The following is a 17,859-nucleotide window of genomic DNA, read 5'->3' on the forward strand; positions in this document are numbered from 1 at the left end:
CCGGCAACGGCTCACGCGCGCGGTCCGGTGCTGCCCCGCACGATCAGGCGGGTCGGCAACGGGCCGTCGTCGTTCTCATCGACGTCGTTGCCGAGTTGGGAGAGCACCTTCTCGACGGCCCTCTCCCCTGCTCGCTCGAGCTGCGCCTGCACCGTCGTCAGCGGCGGCACGATCAGCTCGCTGCCGAAGATGTCGTCGAAGCCCGCGACACTCAGCGCCCCGGGCACGTCCACGCCCGCGGACGCGGCCGCCTGCATGAGGCCGATCGCCATCAGGTCGTTGAAGGCGATGACCGCGGTCGCGCGCGCGGCGAGCACTCGGCGCAGGGCCGCACGGCCTCCCTCGATGGTGGGAATGTTCGGCCCGATCTCGACCATTCCGCACTCGAGGCGCTCAGCGGCGTCGAGAAGCGACTCCCACCGACGACGGCTGATCCAGGACGTCTCGGGACCCGCCAGGTAGACGATCGACGTGTGACGCAGCTCGACGAGATGGTCCATCATCGCGTTGACACCGCTTTCGAGGTCGGGGAGGACTTCCTCGACGGCGCCGACGCGACGGTTGATGAGCACCATGGGCTTGCGCTGGGCGAGCGCCCCGATCTTCTCGTCGGCCAGACGTGTCGTGGCCAGCACCAGGCCGTCCACGCTGGGCAGCATGCGGGAGATCGCCTGCTCCTCCGCCTGCCCCGACTCCTGCGACTCGGCGATCACCAGGGTGTAGCCCGCGCGCGCGGCAGCGTGCTCGGCCCCCCGCACGATGCCGAACACGACGGGGTTGGTGATGTCGGCGACCAGCAGCCCGATCGTCTGGCTGCGTCCGGTCGGCAGTGCCCGCGCCATCGGGTTGAATCTGAAGTCGAGCCGCTCGGCGGCGTCGCGGATCTTCGCCCCGGTCTTCTCGCTGATGCGGCCCGGCTTGCTGAGGGCCCGGGAGACGGTCGACGGATTGACTCCGGCGAGCTCGGCGACGTCGTAGATCGTCGCCGCGCCGCCTCGACGCCGGATGCGAGCGACGAGTTCGGGAGGCGGCGCCTCGCCCGATCTCGTGATGGTGTCGTCAGCGTGCACGCGCGTCCAACCATCCCCGCGCGGCACGCGCAAGATCGGCGACCGGCGCAGTCACGTCCAGGGCGACTCCCACCTCGTCGTCTCCCAACGGCTGGAGCGTGTCGAGCTGAGAGCTCAGCAGGGCAGGCGGCATGAAATGCCCCTCGCGACCGCCGGCGCGGGCGGCCAGCAGTTCGGGAGACCCCGTGAGGTGGACGAAGACCACGCCTGGCGCCGCGTCTCGAAGCCGGTCGCGATACGACCGCTTGAGCGCCGAGCACGCGACCACCGTCCGCTCGGCGTCGGTGATCGTCGCTGCGACGGCATCCAGCCACGGCCATCTGTCCTCGTCCTCCAGGGGGATGCCTGCCGCCATCTTCGCGACGTTCGCGGCCGGGTGCAGGTCGTCGGCATCCACGAATCGTGCGCCGATCAGACGCGCGAGCTCGGCGCCGACCGACGACTTCCCCGACGCCGAGACACCCATGACCACGACGCGAGCGCGGGCGGCAGCATCCGCTCGTCCGTCCTCGCCCGCGCTCACGAGCAGCTCACCAGTCATGGACAGTGCCGTCCGCGAGCCGGTTGTACGGCAGGTAGGCCTGCTCGTAGGGGTACTTGCCGGCCTCGTCGATGTTCAGCTCGACACCTAGTCCGGGCTTATCACCCGGGTGCAGGAATCCGTCGTTCCAGGTGAAGGACTGCTCGAAGGTCTGGTCGGTCTTCTCACCGTGGCGCATGTACTCCTGGATGCCGAAGTTGTGGATCGCGAGGCCCAGGTGCATCGCGGCGGCCATTCCGACTGGCGAGATGTCGGTCGGACCGTGCATGCCCGACTTGATCTGATACTGCGACGCGTAGTCGAGCACCTTCTTCAGGTGCGTGATGCCGCCGGTGTGGGTGACAGCGGAGCGGACGTAGTCGATGAGCTGCTCGCGGATGATCTGCTGGTAGTCCCAGACGGTGTTGAAGATCTCGCCGATCGCGAGCGGCGTGGTGGTGTGCTGACGCACGAGGCGCAGCGCCTCCTGGTTCTCGGCGGGCGTGCAGTCCTCGAGCCAGAACAAGTCGTACGGCTCGATCGACTTGCCGAGCTTCGCCGCCTGGATCGGCGTGAGCCGGTGATGGGCGTCGTGCAGCAGCGGCAGCTCGGACCCGAACTCGTGGCGCACCGCCTCGAACACGGTCGGGATGTGGCGCAGGTAGGAGCGGGTGTCCCAGTCCTCCTCCGCGGGGAACGCGCCGCGCTGAGCGGGTTCGTGGTCGTAGCGCACACCCGTATTCGCTTCGAAGGTCGCGTTCGAGGCGATCCCGTAGATCGACTTCAGGCCGGGCACGCCGGTCTGCACGCGGATCGCCCTGTAGCCCTGTTCCTGATGCGACCGGATGCTGTCGAACAGTTCGGGGAGCTCCTTGCCAGACGCGTGTCCGTAGGCGAGCAGGCCGGTGCGAGACGCGCCGCCGAGCAGCTGGTACACCGGCATGCCTGCGGCCTTGCCCTTGATGTCCCACAGCGCCATGTCGACGGCGGCGATCGCCGCCATGGTGACGGGGCCGCGGCGCCAGTAGGCGCTGCGGTACAGGAACTGCCAGGTGTCCTCGATGCGCGACGCGTCGCGCCCGATGAGCAGCTGGGCGACATGGTCCTTGAGGTAGGCGACGACCGCCAGCTCGCGTCCGTTGAGGGTGGCGTCCCCCAATCCCGTGACACCGTCGGACGTCGTGAGCTTCAGGGTCACGAAGTTACGGTCGGGGCTGGTGACGATGACTTCGGCTTTGTCGATGATCATGGGAATGCTCCGCTCGGTGTCAGGATTCGGTTCCGGGCTTGCGGCCGTCGAGCCCGCGCCAGCGGCGGCGCAGTGCGAATGCGGCTGACTTCGGCTTGCGGTCCCGCGTGAAGATGCCCTTCTTGTTGCCCCCCACTCGGTGCAGGCCATTGGTCGTCGCGAAGTCCGAGAAGTTCCAGACCTGCTCGCCGACGAACTGCGGGAAGCGGTCGAACACGCGGTGGTACATCTCCAGCAGGTCGGTCTGGTACTCCTCGGTCCAGACCTGGTCCCAGACGGAGTGGAGACCCGGCATGGTGTCGGCACCGTACTCGGTCATCATGATGGGCTTGCCCGTCCGGTCGACCCAGCCCTGGATATCGCCCTGCAGGTAGAGCTCGGCCGTCGCGAGATCGCCGGCGTTGATGTACCAGCCGTAGTAGCGATTCATGCTCACCACGTCGAACAGGTCGACGATCTGGTCGTTCTTGAACGTCGCGAACATGACCAGCGAGTAGGTGAGCGGACGCGTCGGATCGAGCTCGCGCGCGAGGTTCACGAGCGGTTCGAAGTACTCGCGCGAGCCGTCCTCGTTCGACGCCGGCTCGTTCGCGATGCACCACATGACCACAGACGGGTGGTTCTTGTCGCGGCCGATGAGCTCGCGCAGGTGCTGCGCGTGCGCGGCCTGCGTCGCGGCACCGGCGTACTGCTCCGAAAACGTGGGAAAGGGCGGCGTGCCGCTCAGACCGCCCACGACGCCCATGTTGAGTCCGACGGCCGCGGTCTCGTCGATGACGACGATTCCGTGCCGGTCGGCGAAGTCGAGGACGTCTTCGGCGTACGGGTAGTGCGAGGTACGGAACGAGTTCGCCCCCGACCACTCGAGAAGCTGGAAGTCGTGCACCATGTAGGCGTTGTCGTGGCCCTTGCCGCGGATCGCGGTGTCTTCGTGCTTGCCGAAGCCGGTGAAATAGAACGGCTCGCCGTTGATGAGGAACTCGTGGCCGCGCACCTCCACGGTGCGCACGCCGACCACGACGGGGTACGAGTCCACGACTGTGTCGCGCTGCACCGCCTCCACGGTCAGTTCGTAGAGATAGGCGGCCCCCGGCTTCCACAGCACGACGTCGGGTACCTGGAGAGCACCCTCGAGCCCCGAGCCCTCCGCGACGACGGCGCCGGCCGCATCCGTCACCCGCACGCGCACGTCAGCGTCGCCCACGACCTCGACCCGGTAGTCGACAATGCCGGTCGAGCCCTCGAAGCCGGTCACGACGGTGACGTCGTCGATGCGCGTGGCCGGCAGCGAGTACAGCCACACCGATCGCGCCAGCCCGGCGTAGTTGTAGAAGTCGTGGAAGTACGTCTGGACGCGCTTGCCCGTCATGCCGACCTCGATCTTGCCGGGCGGGATCGTCTCCTTCGAGAGATCTGCGCTCACGGCGACCGTCAGCCGGAAGGCGCCGCCGGCCTCGACGGCGTCGGTGATGTCGATGTCGAACGGCGTGTACCCGCCGACGTGCTCCCCCACGAGCGCGTCGTCCACGTACACCCGCGCCGCATGCGTGGCCGCATCGAACCGGAGCAGGATGCGTTCGCCGCCCCAGCCGCGCGGCACGCGAACCTCGCGCTGGTAGTAAACCCATCCGACGTGGTCGCGAATCTCAGGATCGGTGAACAGATCGTTGTAGCTCGCGGGCACGGCGGCCTCGAGCGGCGAGTCGAGCGCCGCGATCCACGGCTGCTCGGCCAGTCGCGTGTCGATCCCGAACCGCCAGACGCCGTCCAGACTCACGAGTTCACGGGTGGGGGTGGGCGTGGGCTTGAGCATCGATGGCCTTCCTGCGCTTCTCTGCGCTGTAACGGTTCGGGAGATCAGAGGTCGATCACGCCGCCAGCAGCCGGCGACGGTCCTCGCGCCGCTGCTGCTGGACGACCGGGTCGGCCACCGGCGCCGCCAGCAGCAGCCGCTGCGTATAGGGGTGGTGCGGTGTGGACGTGACCGTCGCGGCGGGACCGGTCTCGACGATGTCGCCCCGGTAGAGGACGGCGACCCGGTGGCTTATGTGGCGGACGACCGAGAGGTCGTGCGACACGAAGAGATACGCCACCCCGGTGGATCGCTGGATCTCGATGAAGAGGTCGAGAACGCGCTCCTGCGTGGACAGATCGAGGGCGCTCACCGGTTCGTCGCAGACGATCAGCTTCGGCTGGGGAGCGAGCGCCCGCGCGATGGCGACGCGCTGGCGCTGCCCACCCGAGAACTCGCGCGGCAGGCGATCCGCGGCGTCCGCAGGTAGCCCGACCTGGTCGAGCAGGGTGCGCACCCTCGCCCGGGCATCCTTCGCGGTGGCTCCCTGCACCACCAGCGGCTCCGCGAGGATGTCCCCGATGGTGAGCGAGGGGTTCAGCGAGGTGTACGGGTCTTGGAAGACGACCTGGATGTCCTTGCTGAGGCGCCGGCGCGCCCGCGGGGTGAGGCGGCTGATCGTCTCGCCCTGAAACGAGATCTCACCACCTGAAGGCTTGACCAGACCGAGCACCGCGCGACCGATCGTCGTCTTGCCCGACCCCGACTCACCGACGAGACCGAGTGTCTCGCCCGGCGTGACATCGAGGGAGACCCCGTGCAGTACTTCGACGGGCTTCGCGCGCCATCCCCGGCCGGGGAAACTGACCCGAAGGTCGGCGATCTTGAGGAGGCTCATCCGACGGCTCCTTCCGATGCCGCAGCGACCGGCGCGTCGGAGCGGACCACGCTCTCGTCGAGGATCGCGCCGAGCAGCATCCTGGTGTACTCGTGCTGGGGATTGCGGAAGATCTCCATCGCCGGCCCCGCTTCGACGACGGCGCCCTTCTGCATCACGACGATGCGGTCGCAGATGTCGGCGACGACGCCGAAGTTGTGGGTGACGAGCAGGATCGCCATGTCGAGTTCCGCCTGAAGATCGCGGAGCAGATCGAGGATCTCGGCTTGAACCGTCACGTCGAGCGCCGTCGTGGGCTCGTCGGCGATCAGCAGCTTCGGCCCGCTCGCGACCGCACCGGCGATGAGCACGCGCTGCGCCATGCCGCCGGAGATCTGGTGCGGGTAGGAGTCGAAGGTGCGCTGAGGGTCGGCGATGCCGCAACGCTCCAGCAGGGCGAGCACGCGCTCCTTCGCCTCCTTCTTCGAGATCTTCAGCGCCGCGCGCACACCCTCGACGAGCTGCGCGCCGACCCGGTATGACGGATCGAGATTCGACATCGGCTCCTGCGGGATGTACGCGATCGCCTTTCCGCGGAGCGGCCGCATCTCGGCGTCGCTCAGTCCGACGAGCTCCTCGCCGTCGAAACGGATCGAGCCGCGGGTGATGACCGCTTCGGGAGGCAGCACGCCCAGGCTCGCGAAGGCGGTCTGGGTCTTTCCCGATCCAGACTCTCCGACCAGCCCCACGACCTGACCACGCGCGATCGACAGCGACACGCCTCGGACGACCTCGCGGGGGTCGCCGCTGGGACCCCGGTAGGCGATGCCGAGATCGGCGATGTCGAGCAGTCCCGTCCCCGCAACTCGGCCGGCGGTCCCCTCACCTGCCACGCGCTGTCCGTCGCCGACCTTGACCGGCGTGGGTTTGGAGCCCTCGAGCGTGTCGCGCAAGGCGTTGCCGAGCAGCACGAGCGCTGCGGTGATGACGCCGAGCATGAGGCTCGGCCACAGGAACTGCGTCGGCGCGATATAGAGGTTTCGGAAGCCGGACGAGATCATCGCGCCGAAGCTCGGGATCTGCAGCGACCCGACGCCGAGGAACGCAAGCCCCGACTGGACCGCGATCGCGGAGCCGGCGAGGAAGGCGGCGGCGATGATGATCGGCCCGCGCACGACGAACAGGACGTGTCGGCCCAGGATCCGCAGATCGCCCAGGCCCGATACACGAGCGGCGTCGACGTAGAGCTCGTTCTTCACCCCGACGACGAGGTTGCGGACGATCCGGTAGATCCCCGGAGACAGCAGCACACCGAAGATCAGCATGGTGAAGCGGTAGTCCCCGCCCGTGACGGGCATCAGGATGATCAGCAGCAGGATGCCGGGGAACGTCATGATGAGACTGAACAGCCACTCGGTCGACGCCCGCGTGACCGATCCGAAGTAGCCGCCGACCAGCCCCGCGACCACACCGACGATGAGCGCGACGCCGGCGCCGATGAGGGCCGAGATCGCCGCAGTGTTGATGGAGTGCAGCAGTCGTGTCCAGATGTCGCGCCCCGTCTCGTCGGCTCCGAGCGGGTACCCCGGAGTGCCGACGGGCGCGTTGACCATCGCGAGATCCGCGTCGTTCGGCCCATGCTGGGTGAGGACGGGAGTGAGGATGCCGAGCAGGAAGATGGCCAGCAGGATGCCCGTCGTGATGACGAACTGCGGGTCCTTGAGCAGCCGCCTCCACATCGGCGTCCGCGAGGCGGTCGCCGCGTCTTCGAGGGCGACGATGAGCTCGGTGCTGGGCGCCGTCATCTCATTCATGAGGGTTCCACGTTCGTCGCTCAATGGACTCTCGCTTTCGGGTTCAGCCAACCGTTGGCCAGGTCCGTGAGGAGGTTGACCACGGTGACGAGCAGCACGCCGAAGGCGGTGATGCCCATGATCACAGGGATGTCGCCCTGGAGCGACGCGTTGAAGGCGAAGCTGCCGTAGCCGGGCAGCGCGAAGACGTTCTCGATGATGAGCGCGCCGCCGAACATGGCGATGAACTCCAGTGACATGACCGTCAGCGCAGGGCTCGCCGCGTTGCGGAGCGCATGCCTGACCACGATCGAGGTGGTCGACACTCCGCGGGTACGGAGAGTGCGCACGTAGTCGCGGCGAAGCTCGTCGATCATGCGACCGCGCACCTGGGCCGCCATATTCGCCACGCCGCCGATGGTGAGCACGATCACCGGAATGGTGATGCTGCGCGCCCAGGCGGCCGGATCCTCGCCGGGAGGCGTGTAGCCGGTCGCCGGAAGCCATTTGAGCTGCACCGCGAAGATCACCACCAGGCCGATGGCCAACAGGAGCCCGGGGATGATGTAGCCGATGAGGGAGATCCCCTGGGACACGCGGTCAGCCGCTCCGCCGCGCGACGCAGCCCAGACACCGAGGATCGTCGACATGATCACGGTCAGGATGAGGGCGGGCAGGATCACGGACAGTGTGACGGCGAGGCGCTGCAGCACCGTGGGGGCCACGGGAAGAGAGGTGTACACCGAGGTGCCGAAGTCGCCCTGGACGGCTCCCGCGAGCCAGTTGAAGTACTGAGCCACGACGGGCTGGTCCCACCCCTTGGACTGCATGAGAGCCTCGGTGGTCTCGGGGGTCGCCGACTGGCCGAGGATCGTCTTCGCGACGTCCTGGAAGGAGGTGCTCAGCAGAAGGAAGGTGATGAAGGTCACCAGCACCGCGAGCACGAGGCCGGCACCGAGCCGGCGCAGGATGTACGAGGTCATCGTCGTTCCCTGGGATCGGTCCGGGGATGCGGGCGGGTGCCCCCATCCCCGGACGGCATTACTCGCTGACGCCGAACTGGCGCACGGTGGGGACGGAGCGGCCGTCGTCGATGACGACGATGCCGTCACGAGCGGCCCACGTTCCACCGACGAAGACGATCGGCGCCTCGAAGGCCTGGTCGACGGCGTACGCGTTGAGCTCCTGGTAGGCCGGGAGCGCCGCGTCGAAGTCGACCGTCGTGTTGATGGTCTCGAACAGCGCGTCGATCGTCGGATCGGTGTAGCCGCGCGGGTTGGAGTAGCCGCTCGTGCTGTAGTGCGACGCCGCGTCCGCCGGGTCCGAATTGAATCCGGTGATCTGGAAGCTGAGCGGGTAGTCGCCCGACAGGTGGGCGGACTGCGCCTGCTGCGGCGGCACCGGCACCCATTCCAGCGTCAGACCGATATCGGCGAACGCCTGCGTGAAGGTCGGTTCGAGCGAGGTCGACAGGAACGTGCTCGGGATCTGGAAACTCTCGCCGGCGCAGCCCGCCTCCTCGACGAGTTCGGCGCCCTTCTCGGGGTCGTAGTCGTAGGTCTCGTTGAGCTCCTCGTCGTAGACCTGGCCAAACGGGCTGAAGACCTGCTCCGTCACCTTGCCGACGCCGGCAAAGAGACCTTCGAGCACGCCCTCGCGGTCGATGGCGTAGTTGATCGCCTGACGCACGCGCTGGTCGCCGAGGCATGGCCACTGCTCGCCCCCGCGATCGAGGATGTCGAGGTAGGCCACGGCCTGGGCCTCGATCGGCTGGATGGCATACTCGTCGCCGAGCTGGCCCAGCAGCTGCGTCTGCACGGTCCCCGCGTTGATCTCTCCTGCCTGCAGCGCGTTGAACGACGCCGTCGGGTCCTGCAGCACCCGCACCGTGAAGGTCTTGAACGGGATCGCGTCCGCGTTCCAGTAGTCGTCGCGTTTGTTCAGGACGTAGGTGCTGCCCGGCACGGTCTTCGTCGTGTCAAGCGTGAACGGACCGGAGCCCACGGGATCGGTCGCGGTGCGCTCGTCGTCGATCGTCGCCGGATCGCCGATCGCGCCCGTGCTCTGTGCGAGGTTGGCGAGGAACTGGGGGTCGAAATGCGTGAAGTGCACGACGACGGTGAGGTCGTCTTCGGCGGTGACGTCGGAGACGGCGCCGTACTTGACCTGCACGATCCCGGGGGTGTTCTTATTGCGAAGCATCGTGGTGACGACAGCGTCGGCGTTCACGGGGTCGCCGCTGCTGAAGGTCATTCCTTCGCGCAGCTTGAGCGTCAGCTCGGTGCCGTCTTCGTTGTACTCCCAGCTCTCGGCGGCGTTAGGAATGAGCTCGCCGGTGTTGTTCTCCTTCGCCAGCAGCGTGTCGAGGATCGACGACCAGACGAACATCTGCTGCCCGTCGACGAGCTGTGCGGGGTCGAGCGAGTTCGGCCCCGATACCGCCGCGATGGCGAGGTCCTTCTCCACGACGGGGCTGGAGGACCCGCTCGGTGCGGCGTCCGGGGAGCCGGCGCAGGCCGACAGGGTCAGCACGGCCGTCAGCGTCGCAGCGCACGCGAATGCGAGACGGCGCGGCATGCGGCCGGGGCGGGAAATCGACATGTATCCAGACTCCTTTGAATGAATGCGGTGGCCGTGCAACCGCTTGACAGATTCTTCGGGCGAAGAGTCACACGGTGTGCGTCGAGGCAAGTAAACCACCCAGTTGCCGTGGTGACAACCGATTGCCAAGATTGTTTTTAAACGTATCCGTTTCGTGATCCTCGCTCAGCGGCTCGGGGCGGCGGCACGACCGATTGCTCGGGTGACCTCCGCCACGAACTCGTCGTCCTCCGCTAGCGAAGCGCTGACCCTGGCGAGACCGGTAGCGGTAGCTCGGATCGCACCGTCGCTCGCGAGCCATGCGGCCAGCGCCCCAGCTGCGCCCGATGCGGGCCGGCCGGCAGCGCGCTCACGTTCGGCCACGGGTACGATTCGCAGTCGCACTTTGGTCGCGGTGTCGAGCGCGATCTGCGCCAGCGGGTGCGCGATGCGCGGGTTCGCGAAGCGCTCGAGCAGCGCGTGGCGATAGGCGGGCAGGCCCAGGCCCCCAGGAAGGCTCCGCTGCGCATCGTCCCAGAAGTGTTCCACCGCATCCCGGCAGACCTCATCGGAGATCGCCTCGGATACGAGGTCGTGGCCCCGCAGCGGGCCAAGGCACGCCAGGATCGTGTGCGCCCCATTGAGGAGCCACAGCTTGCGCGCCTCCCAGGGCTCCAGGTCGACGGTGAATCGCGCTCCCGCGGTCTCCCAGGCCGGCCGGCCGGCGGGGAACTCACCCGATATGACCCAGTCGCTGAAGTCCTCCGCGACGACGGGAGCAGCATCCCCGTACCGCGCAGTGAGTCGCGCCAGCTCAGCGGGCTCGACACGAGGGGTGATGCGATCGACCGAACACGAGACGAAGGACACCTGGTCCGCGCACCAACGGGCGGTCTCAGGAACGGATGCTGCCAGCCCGAACACTGCTCGCGACAGATGCCCGCCGTTGTCGGGGAGGTTGTCGCACGAGACGACCGCCAGCGGTCCGGCGCCTGCCCGCCGACGCGCGTCGAGCCCGGCGACCAGCCGCCCCAGGGCCGTCCGCATCCCCCGCGCGGCGTCGACGTCACCTTCCGCGACGCGCGCCAGCAGCCGGCGGTCGGCGACGACGAGCGGATCCAGGTCGTCGGGCAGTCCGTCGGCGCCCGTCCGGTAGCCCGCCTCGGTGATCGTGAGCGTCACGATCACCGTCGCGGGGGCGGAGAGATCTGCGAGAAGTGACGCCATGTCGTCGCCCGGATGGGCACGCACAATGCTTTCAACCACCTCTTGACGGTCGCCTGCGGCCGAACGGGTGACCAGCGAGTACACGCCGTCCTGGGCGGTGAGGGCGTCGGCGAGACCGGCGCTTCGACCGGTGTAGGCCGCGATCCCCCACTGCGCCGCGTCGTCGGCGCGGCTGGTGTACCACGCCGTATGCGACCGACTGAAGGCCCCGAGCCCGAGGTGGACGATCCGCACCGGCGGTGCGGGCCGCGAGCGCGTCGGCTCGTCATCATGGGGACACGTCATAGCTTGAACACCCGCTTCGGCTGAGGACCGACGATGTCATCGAGGATCGAGCCCGCGGCGGCCTCGGTGAGCCTGCCCTCTCGGACGAGACGCGCAAGGAACGAGGCATCCGCCCGCCTTGCCGTGTCGTGACGCGCGGGGATCGAGAGGAACGCGCGCGTGTCATCGATGAAGCCGGAGCCGCGCGAGAAGCCCGCAGACTCGGTGACCGCCGACCTGAAACGAGCCATCGCGTCGGGCGCGTCGAGGAACCACCACGGCGCGCCGATGTAGACGCTCGGGTAAAAGCTCGCCATCGGAGCGATCTCGCGCGAGTACACGGTCTCGTCGACGGCGAACAGCACGAGATGGAACGACTTGTCCAATCCGAACCGTTCGAGCAAGGGCCTGAGACCCCTCACGAAGTCGGTGCGCCGCGGGAAGTCGTGACCGGTGTCGGGGCCGAACCGCTCGAAGGTCGCCGTGCTGTGGTTGCGGACCACGCCGGCGTGGAGCGTCATCACCAGACCGTCCTCGACGCTCATCCGCGCCATCTGCAGCAGCATGTGACCGCGGAACGCTCGACGCTGGCGCGCGTCCGCACGACCCGCGACCACCGCTTGGAAGAGACTGGCCGCCTCCTCGCGCGTCATGTCGACCGTGTGGGGATCCTCGACTCCGTGGTCGGCGGAGGTCGCCCCGTGGCGGATGAAATGTGCCCTGCGAGCGCGCAATGCCTCGAGGTATCCGGGGAAGGTCGTCGCCTGTCCCTCGTGGCCGAGGAGGCGACCCACGTCCGAGGTGAAGCCCGGCGCGTCGGGATCAAGATAACGGTCGGGGCGGAATGTAGGCAGCACTCGCCCGGCGAGGCCACTCGCGGCGATCTCGGCGTGGAGATGCAGATCGTCGAGCGGATCGTCTGTCGTGGCGAGCACATCGATGCCGAACCGCTCGAAGAGCGCGCGCGGACGGAAGGGCGGTGTGTCGAGCTTGGCCTGGATGCTGTCGAAAAGCAGGTCCGCGGTCTCAGCAGACGGCTCGAGATCTATACCGAGAACCGAGTGCAGCTCTTCCTCGAGCCAGTAGCCCATGGCGGTGCCCGCGAACACACGCCACTCCTCGGCGAAGATACGCCATGCCTCGCGAGGATCGATCGGATGCCCGCCGACACCGAGGTCGGCCAGATCCACTCCCGACGCGTGCAGCAGTCGGGTCACATAGTGATCGTGCGTGACGAGCAGCGCTGTGGGATCGGTGAACGGTTCATCGTGCGCGATCCATTCCACCGGTACGTGACCGTGCGGTGAGACGATCGGCGCCGTCGCGACGCGCTCGTACAGACCTCGCGCGATGTCACGGGTGCGGGCCTCGGCGGGGAACAGGCGCTCCGGATCGCGGGTCGGGGCGCCGCTGGTCGCGACGCGGCCGCGGCGCGGATCGATCACGGTGAGGCGCAGACCATTACCGCTGCGTGTATTCAAGGGGCCACCCCCGCCGGCTCCGGGGCGGTCGCACAATCGTGGAGGGCAGAAGTCATCGTCGTCTTTCGGTGATCAGGGCGGCCGGACGAAACTGGCAACCGATTGCACACTACTTTGCCCGCAAGTCGACCGCAAGCGGACGGGACTCGCCGTTGGCTGCGACTTGCCAGCCGCGTCGAATGCGGGAGCAGTGTTTGACAATCGGTTGTCATCCTGTGAGCATCGGATGTGTCGGCGTCGTCGGCGTCGCCGCGCGCTTTCGAGGAGGACTCACGATGGAATCGGTCATCGACGACCAGCAGCCAGGCGGAACGACCGGACCCCTTCCCCTTCTGCGGCGCGCCGGAAAGACGAGTCAGCTCATCGTGGACGGCAAGCCCTACCTCGCATTGGGCGGCGAGCTGCACAACTCCAGCGCGTCGAGTCCCGAGTACATGGCGCCCATCTGGGACAAGCTCGCAAGCAACGGTGTCCGGACGGTCATCGGCGTCGCCAGCTGGCAGCTCGTCGAGCCCGAGGAGGGACGCTTCGACTTCGCGGCCGTCGACGATCAGATCGAGCAGGCGCGCGCACGCGGCATCCGACTCGTCCTCATCTGGTTCGGCGCGTACAAGAACGCGGAGTCCACGTATGCGCCGTCCTGGGTGCGTCGTGACGAGGCGCGTTTCCCCCGTGCCGAGCGGGATCAGCAGAACCTGTTGGTCGGTCGATTCACGCTCGACGCTCCGATCCTCAGCGTGTTCGGCGAGGACCTTGTCGCAGCCGATGCCCGTGCGTTCACCGCGCTGATGGCTCATCTCGCCGAGATCGACACCGACCACACGGTCATCGCGGTGCAGGTCGAGAACGAGGTCGGGCTCCTGGGCGACAGCCGCGACCGCTCGCCCCTCGCGACCGCCGCATACGAACGACAGGTACCGCAGGAGCTCCTGGAGGGACTGGGCCGGCGCGGCGATACGCTGCACCCCTGGCTGCGCGAGGTCTGGACGGCCGCAGGCGGCCGCACGGCCGGCACGTGGGCGGAGGTGTTCGGTGCGAACGGCGACGGCGACGAAGTCTTCATGAGCTGGGGCTTCAGCCGCTATGTGGACCGCGTCGCGCAGGCGGGCGTCGCCGCGCACGGGCTCCCCGTGTTCACGAACGCATGGCTGGGGCCGCAGCCCAACGCGCAGGCACCGGGCCAGTATCCGAGCGGCGGCCCGGTCGCCCGCATGCTCGATGTCTGGCAGATCGGCGCGCCGAGCCTGGCGTTCCTGTCGCCCGACATCTACATCGACGACTTCGAGGGCACGCTCGCGCAGTACGACGTCAACGGGAATCCGATCTTCGTCCCTGAGGCGCGCCCCGACGCCGCTCTCGCCTTCGTCGCCTTGGGTGCCCACAAGGCGATCGGCTTCCACCCGTTCGGCATCGAATCCGTGCCCGACGACAGCGAGCTGTTCCGCGCGTACGCGGTGCTAAACGAGATGACCGACCTGATTCTCGAGGCACAGGCGAACGATCGGATCCACGGCTTCCGCGTCCGGACCGGGGAACGGCAAACGGCGACGATCGGGGGCTTCGAGATCACGATCTCCGGCTCGTTCCAGACGTTCGGCCTCTTCGGGGAGGGCACGGGCGCCGCCGCCGACGAGGTCGTCGGCTATGGGCTGATCATGCAGGTCGACGCGGACGACTTCGTCGTCGTCGCGCGGCACGCGTCGGTCACCTTCAGCCGCGCAGACGCGGTCGTCGAGTTCGACCGGCTGCTCGAGGGAACCTATCGCGACGGGACGTGGGCGCCGCGGCGGACGCTCAACGGAGACGAGCGGCACTTCATGTTCCGCAGCGATGACGTGCGCACGGTGCGGATCTCGCTGCTGCGCCGCGCCGTCGGGCATCACTGAGGCCCGCCCGGGGGACGGCGGGATCGGTGCCTTGCGTGGTCGCCGGCCCGCACGATCGTCGGAGGCCCGCCGCTGACCGTGCCCCGCTCCACGCTCGCTGAGATGTGTTCGGCTGCGCGCGGAGTGCGGTCCTCGGGCCCGCTCCCCGCGCTCGGCTCTCGACCTCAGCCGCCGTTGGACTGGCGGATGCCCCGGGCGGCGGCTTCGAAGGTGTAGTCGAACCCGCCCGCGGCGCCGCTGACGGTGATGAATCCGCGCGTCGTCCCAGGGAGGATGGCGACGTTCGTGGCCGTGTGAAGCCCCTCGCCAGGGATCCGGATCGTCTCCACGAGCGCCCCCGTACGGCTGTACACCGCGATCTCCGGCTTCATGTGGAACGCCTGATACACGTTGCCCGCCGCGTCCACAGCCGTCGAGTCGATCCGCGAGGCACCGGCGTCGACATGGATGGCGGGGAATGCGGAGAGCACACTCGTTCGCGACGCATCGAGCTGGTAGTAGTCGATGCGGTTCGCGTTGTACTGCGCGACCCACAGCCCGACATCGTTCTCGTCGAAGACGATCCCGTTCGGAGACGGGAGGTCTTCCGCGAGCACGCTGACCGCTCCGTCCACACCGATTCGGATCACACGACCGGGCGTCACCCATCCCGGACCGTCCATCCCCGTCGTGTCCGTGACGAACATGTTCCCCTCCGGATCGAACGCGATGTCATCGGCCAGCACCGGGCGACCGTCCACCTGTCCTGCGAAGTGGGTGCGGGTGTCCTCGCCGTCCTGGGTGATACTGACGATGCGGCTCCCGAGGAAATCGGTCAGGTAGATCCGACCGTCCAGCGGGCTGACCTGCGCGGAGGTGAAGGCGCTCACGTCGTCGGTGTAGAGCGGTTGGACGGTCTTGTCTTCCACATCGATCCTCAGCACTTTCGGCTCACCGGCGGGCGCCATCACGTCTACGACGTGCAAGGTGCCATCCGCGGAGAACGTCGGTCCTTCCAGGAGCGTTCCGCCCGTCACCTCGTGCGGCGAGGTGACCTGGACGAGCTCCTCGGCGACCTGGACCCCGCCCACCGACAGCGATTCGGGCGCGGGTTGATCTGGCGTGTCGACGCACCCGACGAGCAGGGCGGACAGCATCGCGGTGCCAGCGACTACCGGTACCGCACGTCTCACCCGGCCACCCCCGCATGCTCGGCTTCACGGACGCGTGCATCCTCCTCGCTGCGGACGAGCACCTCCGCCATGTCTCCCTCTCGCCAGTCGGCGAGGAGGCGATGGAAGGCTACGGGACCCGGCGAGTAGGAGAAGCCCGAAGCGACGCCGACGCCCTCCGCGTTGTAGTACCCCGGTGTGCACGCCGCCTGGAACGCGGAGGAATCCCGTGACGACTCGCGGACGGTCTGCACCCAGGCGGCCTCGGATTCGCGTGTCGGCTCGACGCGGGATGCGCCCTCGGCGTCGGCCCTCGCGACGATCGCGGCGATGTGCTCGGCCTGCTCCTGGAGGATGTGTACGAAGTTCACCGAGTTCGCATTCTGCACCGCCCCGAGCTGGAACAGGTTCGGGAAGCCATGCGTGAAGAACCCATGCAGCGTTCGCGGACCGAACGCCCACGTCTCCAGCAGCGATCGGCCGCCGCGGCCGACGACGGGGAGGGTGCCTGACACGACACCTGAGACCCCGGTCTCGAAGCCGGTCGCGAAGATGACGCAGTCGACCTCGTATCGATCGTCGCCGACGCAGACCTCGGACGCGGACATCGCGGTGATCCCATGCGTGTCAGCGGTGTCGACGAGCCTGACGTGGGGCAGGTTGAACGCCTGCAGATAATGGTCGCTGAATCCCGGCCGCTTGCACATGTAGCGATACCAGGGCTTGAGCGCCTCCGCGGTTGCCGGATCGGCGACGATCTCGTCGACACGGGATCGAAGGCGGTTCATGGTCGCAGCGTCTTCGAGCTCGTTGCGCAGCCGGCGCTGGTCGTCGAGCTCCGCCGCGCCGGTGAGATAGTTGCGCTGGAGGTCGGCGGTGGCGGTCCAGGCGTCGGTCACGAGCAGCTCGTGGACGGGCTCTCCTGAGAGCACCGACAGGAAGTTCTCCATGCGCTCGCGCTGCCACCCGGGCCGGAGCGAGGCGGCCCACTCAGGGTCGGTCGGGCGGTTGTCCCGCACGTCGACGCTGGACGGGGTTCGCTGGAAGACCACGAGTTCGCCCGCACTCTCGGCGAGCGCCGGCACGATCTGAAGGGCCGTCGCGCCGGTGCCGACCACGGCCACTCGTTTGTCGGCCAGTCCCGACAGTCCCCCCGCCGGTGAGCCGCCGGTGTATCCATAGTCCCAACGGCTGGTGTGGAAGGTGTGGCCTGCGAAACTCTCGATGCCGGGGATTCCGGGAAGCTTGGGCTGGGTCAGCGTTCCCGACGAGGTCACGACGTAGCGCGCCCGGAACCGATCGCCGCGATCGGTCGTGATCTCCCACTCGTCGAGGCTCTCGTCCCACGTCATCGCGGTGGCGCGGGTATGAGAGACGAAGTCGCGATACAGGCCGTAGTGCTCCGCGATCCGGACCGCGTGGCGGCGGATCTCCTCGCCCGTCGCGTAGCGCTCTGTGGGCATGTAGCCGGTCTCCTCGAGCAGCGGCATGTACACGTATGACTCGATGTCGCACCGTACGCCGGGGTACCGGTTCCAGTACCAGGTACCGCCGACGTCACCGGCCTCGTCCATCATTCGAACGGATGGCACGCCTGCGCGGGTGAGGAACGCCGCCGTGAGAAGTCCTCCGAATCCGGCGCCGATCACGAGCACCTCGACCCGGTCGGTGAGCGGGTCGCGTGGCGCGCGCTCGGTGTAGGGATCCTTCGCGTAGTAGCCGAACTGTCCGTTCGCGGATCGGTACTGGCGAGCGCCGTCGGGGCGCAGGCGGCGCGCGCGTTCGGCCGCATAGCGCTGCCGGATGTCGGTCAGTTCCGCCGGGGAGATGCGGTCCGGGCCTGTGGGCATTGCGGGTCCTTTCGTCTCGCGCGCGGTCGGGTGGTGGGGAGTCCACCCGCGGCCTGCGGGAGGCCGGTGATGCACGCAAGGAAAGGTTAGCTCGGAACTAACTATCTTGAGCTGGGAAT

Annotated in this window: 13 protein-coding genes; 1 reads left to right on the forward strand and 12 read right to left on the reverse strand. The window is 68.0% G+C overall.

Annotated elements, in window-relative coordinates; translation table 11 throughout:
* Positions 1 to 11 precede the first annotated feature (11 nt).
* The 10 genes from JNB61_RS11270 to uxaC form a co-directional block, all read right to left on the reverse strand.
* A complete protein-coding gene (locus JNB61_RS11270) occupies positions 12 to 1,070 on the reverse strand; it encodes a LacI family DNA-binding transcriptional regulator (protein ID WP_220339681.1) in 1,059 nt (352 codons plus the stop codon).
* Positions 1,060 to 1,611 (reverse strand): gluconokinase, encoded by a 552-nt coding sequence (locus JNB61_RS11275; RefSeq protein WP_220339682.1) that lies wholly within the window; start codon positions 1,609 to 1,611, stop codon positions 1,060 to 1,062. Before JNB61_RS11275 ends, JNB61_RS11270 begins: the two co-directional genes overlap by 11 nt.
* Positions 1,601 to 2,839 (reverse strand): D-mannonate dehydratase ManD, encoded by a 1,239-nt coding sequence (manD, locus tag JNB61_RS11280; protein WP_220339683.1) that lies wholly within the window; start codon positions 2,837 to 2,839, stop codon positions 1,601 to 1,603. The genes JNB61_RS11275 and manD overlap by 11 nt, the downstream gene beginning before the upstream one ends.
* A 19-nt stretch (positions 2,840 to 2,858) precedes the next feature.
* A complete protein-coding gene (gene uidA / locus JNB61_RS11285) occupies positions 2,859 to 4,652 on the reverse strand; it encodes a beta-glucuronidase (RefSeq protein WP_220339684.1) in 1,794 nt (597 codons plus the stop codon).
* A 55-nt stretch (positions 4,653 to 4,707) separates the two neighbouring features.
* A complete protein-coding gene (locus JNB61_RS11290; protein ID WP_220339685.1) occupies positions 4,708 to 5,529 on the reverse strand; it encodes an ATP-binding cassette domain-containing protein in 822 nt (273 codons plus the stop codon).
* The gene (locus JNB61_RS11295) at positions 5,526 to 7,322 is read right to left on the reverse strand and encodes a dipeptide/oligopeptide/nickel ABC transporter permease/ATP-binding protein (RefSeq protein WP_223214776.1); all 1,797 of its coding nucleotides are present in this window, start codon (positions 7,320 to 7,322) and stop codon (positions 5,526 to 5,528) included. The genes JNB61_RS11290 and JNB61_RS11295 overlap by 4 nt, the downstream gene beginning before the upstream one ends.
* A 20-nt stretch (positions 7,323 to 7,342) precedes the next feature.
* Entirely contained in the window at positions 7,343 to 8,284 is a 942-nt protein-coding gene (locus JNB61_RS11300; RefSeq protein WP_220339686.1) for an ABC transporter permease, read from the reverse strand.
* Positions 8,285 to 8,342: 58 nt separating this feature from the next.
* Entirely contained in the window at positions 8,343 to 9,902 is a 1,560-nt protein-coding gene (locus JNB61_RS11305) for an ABC transporter substrate-binding protein (protein ID WP_220339687.1), read from the reverse strand.
* 165 nt (positions 9,903 to 10,067) lie between these two features.
* Positions 10,068 to 11,342, reverse strand: coding sequence for a mannitol dehydrogenase family protein (locus JNB61_RS11310; RefSeq protein ID WP_308291254.1), 1,275 nt, complete (start codon positions 11,340 to 11,342; stop codon positions 10,068 to 10,070).
* Between the two features lie 47 nt (positions 11,343 to 11,389).
* A complete protein-coding gene (gene uxaC, locus JNB61_RS11315) occupies positions 11,390 to 12,817 on the reverse strand; it encodes a glucuronate isomerase (protein WP_374226640.1) in 1,428 nt (475 codons plus the stop codon).
* 311 nt (positions 12,818 to 13,128) lie between these two features.
* On the opposite strand from uxaC, the gene JNB61_RS11320 reads away from it, so the two are divergent.
* Positions 13,129 to 14,739: a GH35 family beta-galactosidase gene (locus JNB61_RS11320; protein ID WP_220339689.1), complete on the forward strand. Its 1,611-nt coding sequence runs from the start codon at positions 13,129 to 13,131 to the stop codon at positions 14,737 to 14,739.
* Positions 14,740 to 14,903: 164 nt separating this feature from the next.
* Here JNB61_RS11320 and JNB61_RS11325 read toward each other — a convergent pair whose 3' ends face one another.
* Positions 14,904 to 15,875 (reverse strand): SMP-30/gluconolactonase/LRE family protein, encoded by a 972-nt coding sequence (locus JNB61_RS11325; protein ID WP_220339690.1) that lies wholly within the window; start codon positions 15,873 to 15,875, stop codon positions 14,904 to 14,906.
* 32 nt (positions 15,876 to 15,907) lie between these two features.
* On the reverse strand, positions 15,908 to 17,740 hold the full coding sequence (locus tag JNB61_RS11330) for a flavin-containing monooxygenase (RefSeq protein WP_220339691.1): 1,833 nt from the start codon (positions 17,738 to 17,740) through the stop codon (positions 15,908 to 15,910).
* Positions 17,741 to 17,859: the final 119 nt, after the last annotated feature.

Origin of the sequence: Microbacterium ureisolvens (genome assembly GCF_019511645.1) — a bacterium.
In the GTDB taxonomy this organism is placed as follows: domain Bacteria; phylum Actinomycetota; class Actinomycetes; order Actinomycetales; family Microbacteriaceae; genus Microbacterium; species Microbacterium ureisolvens_A.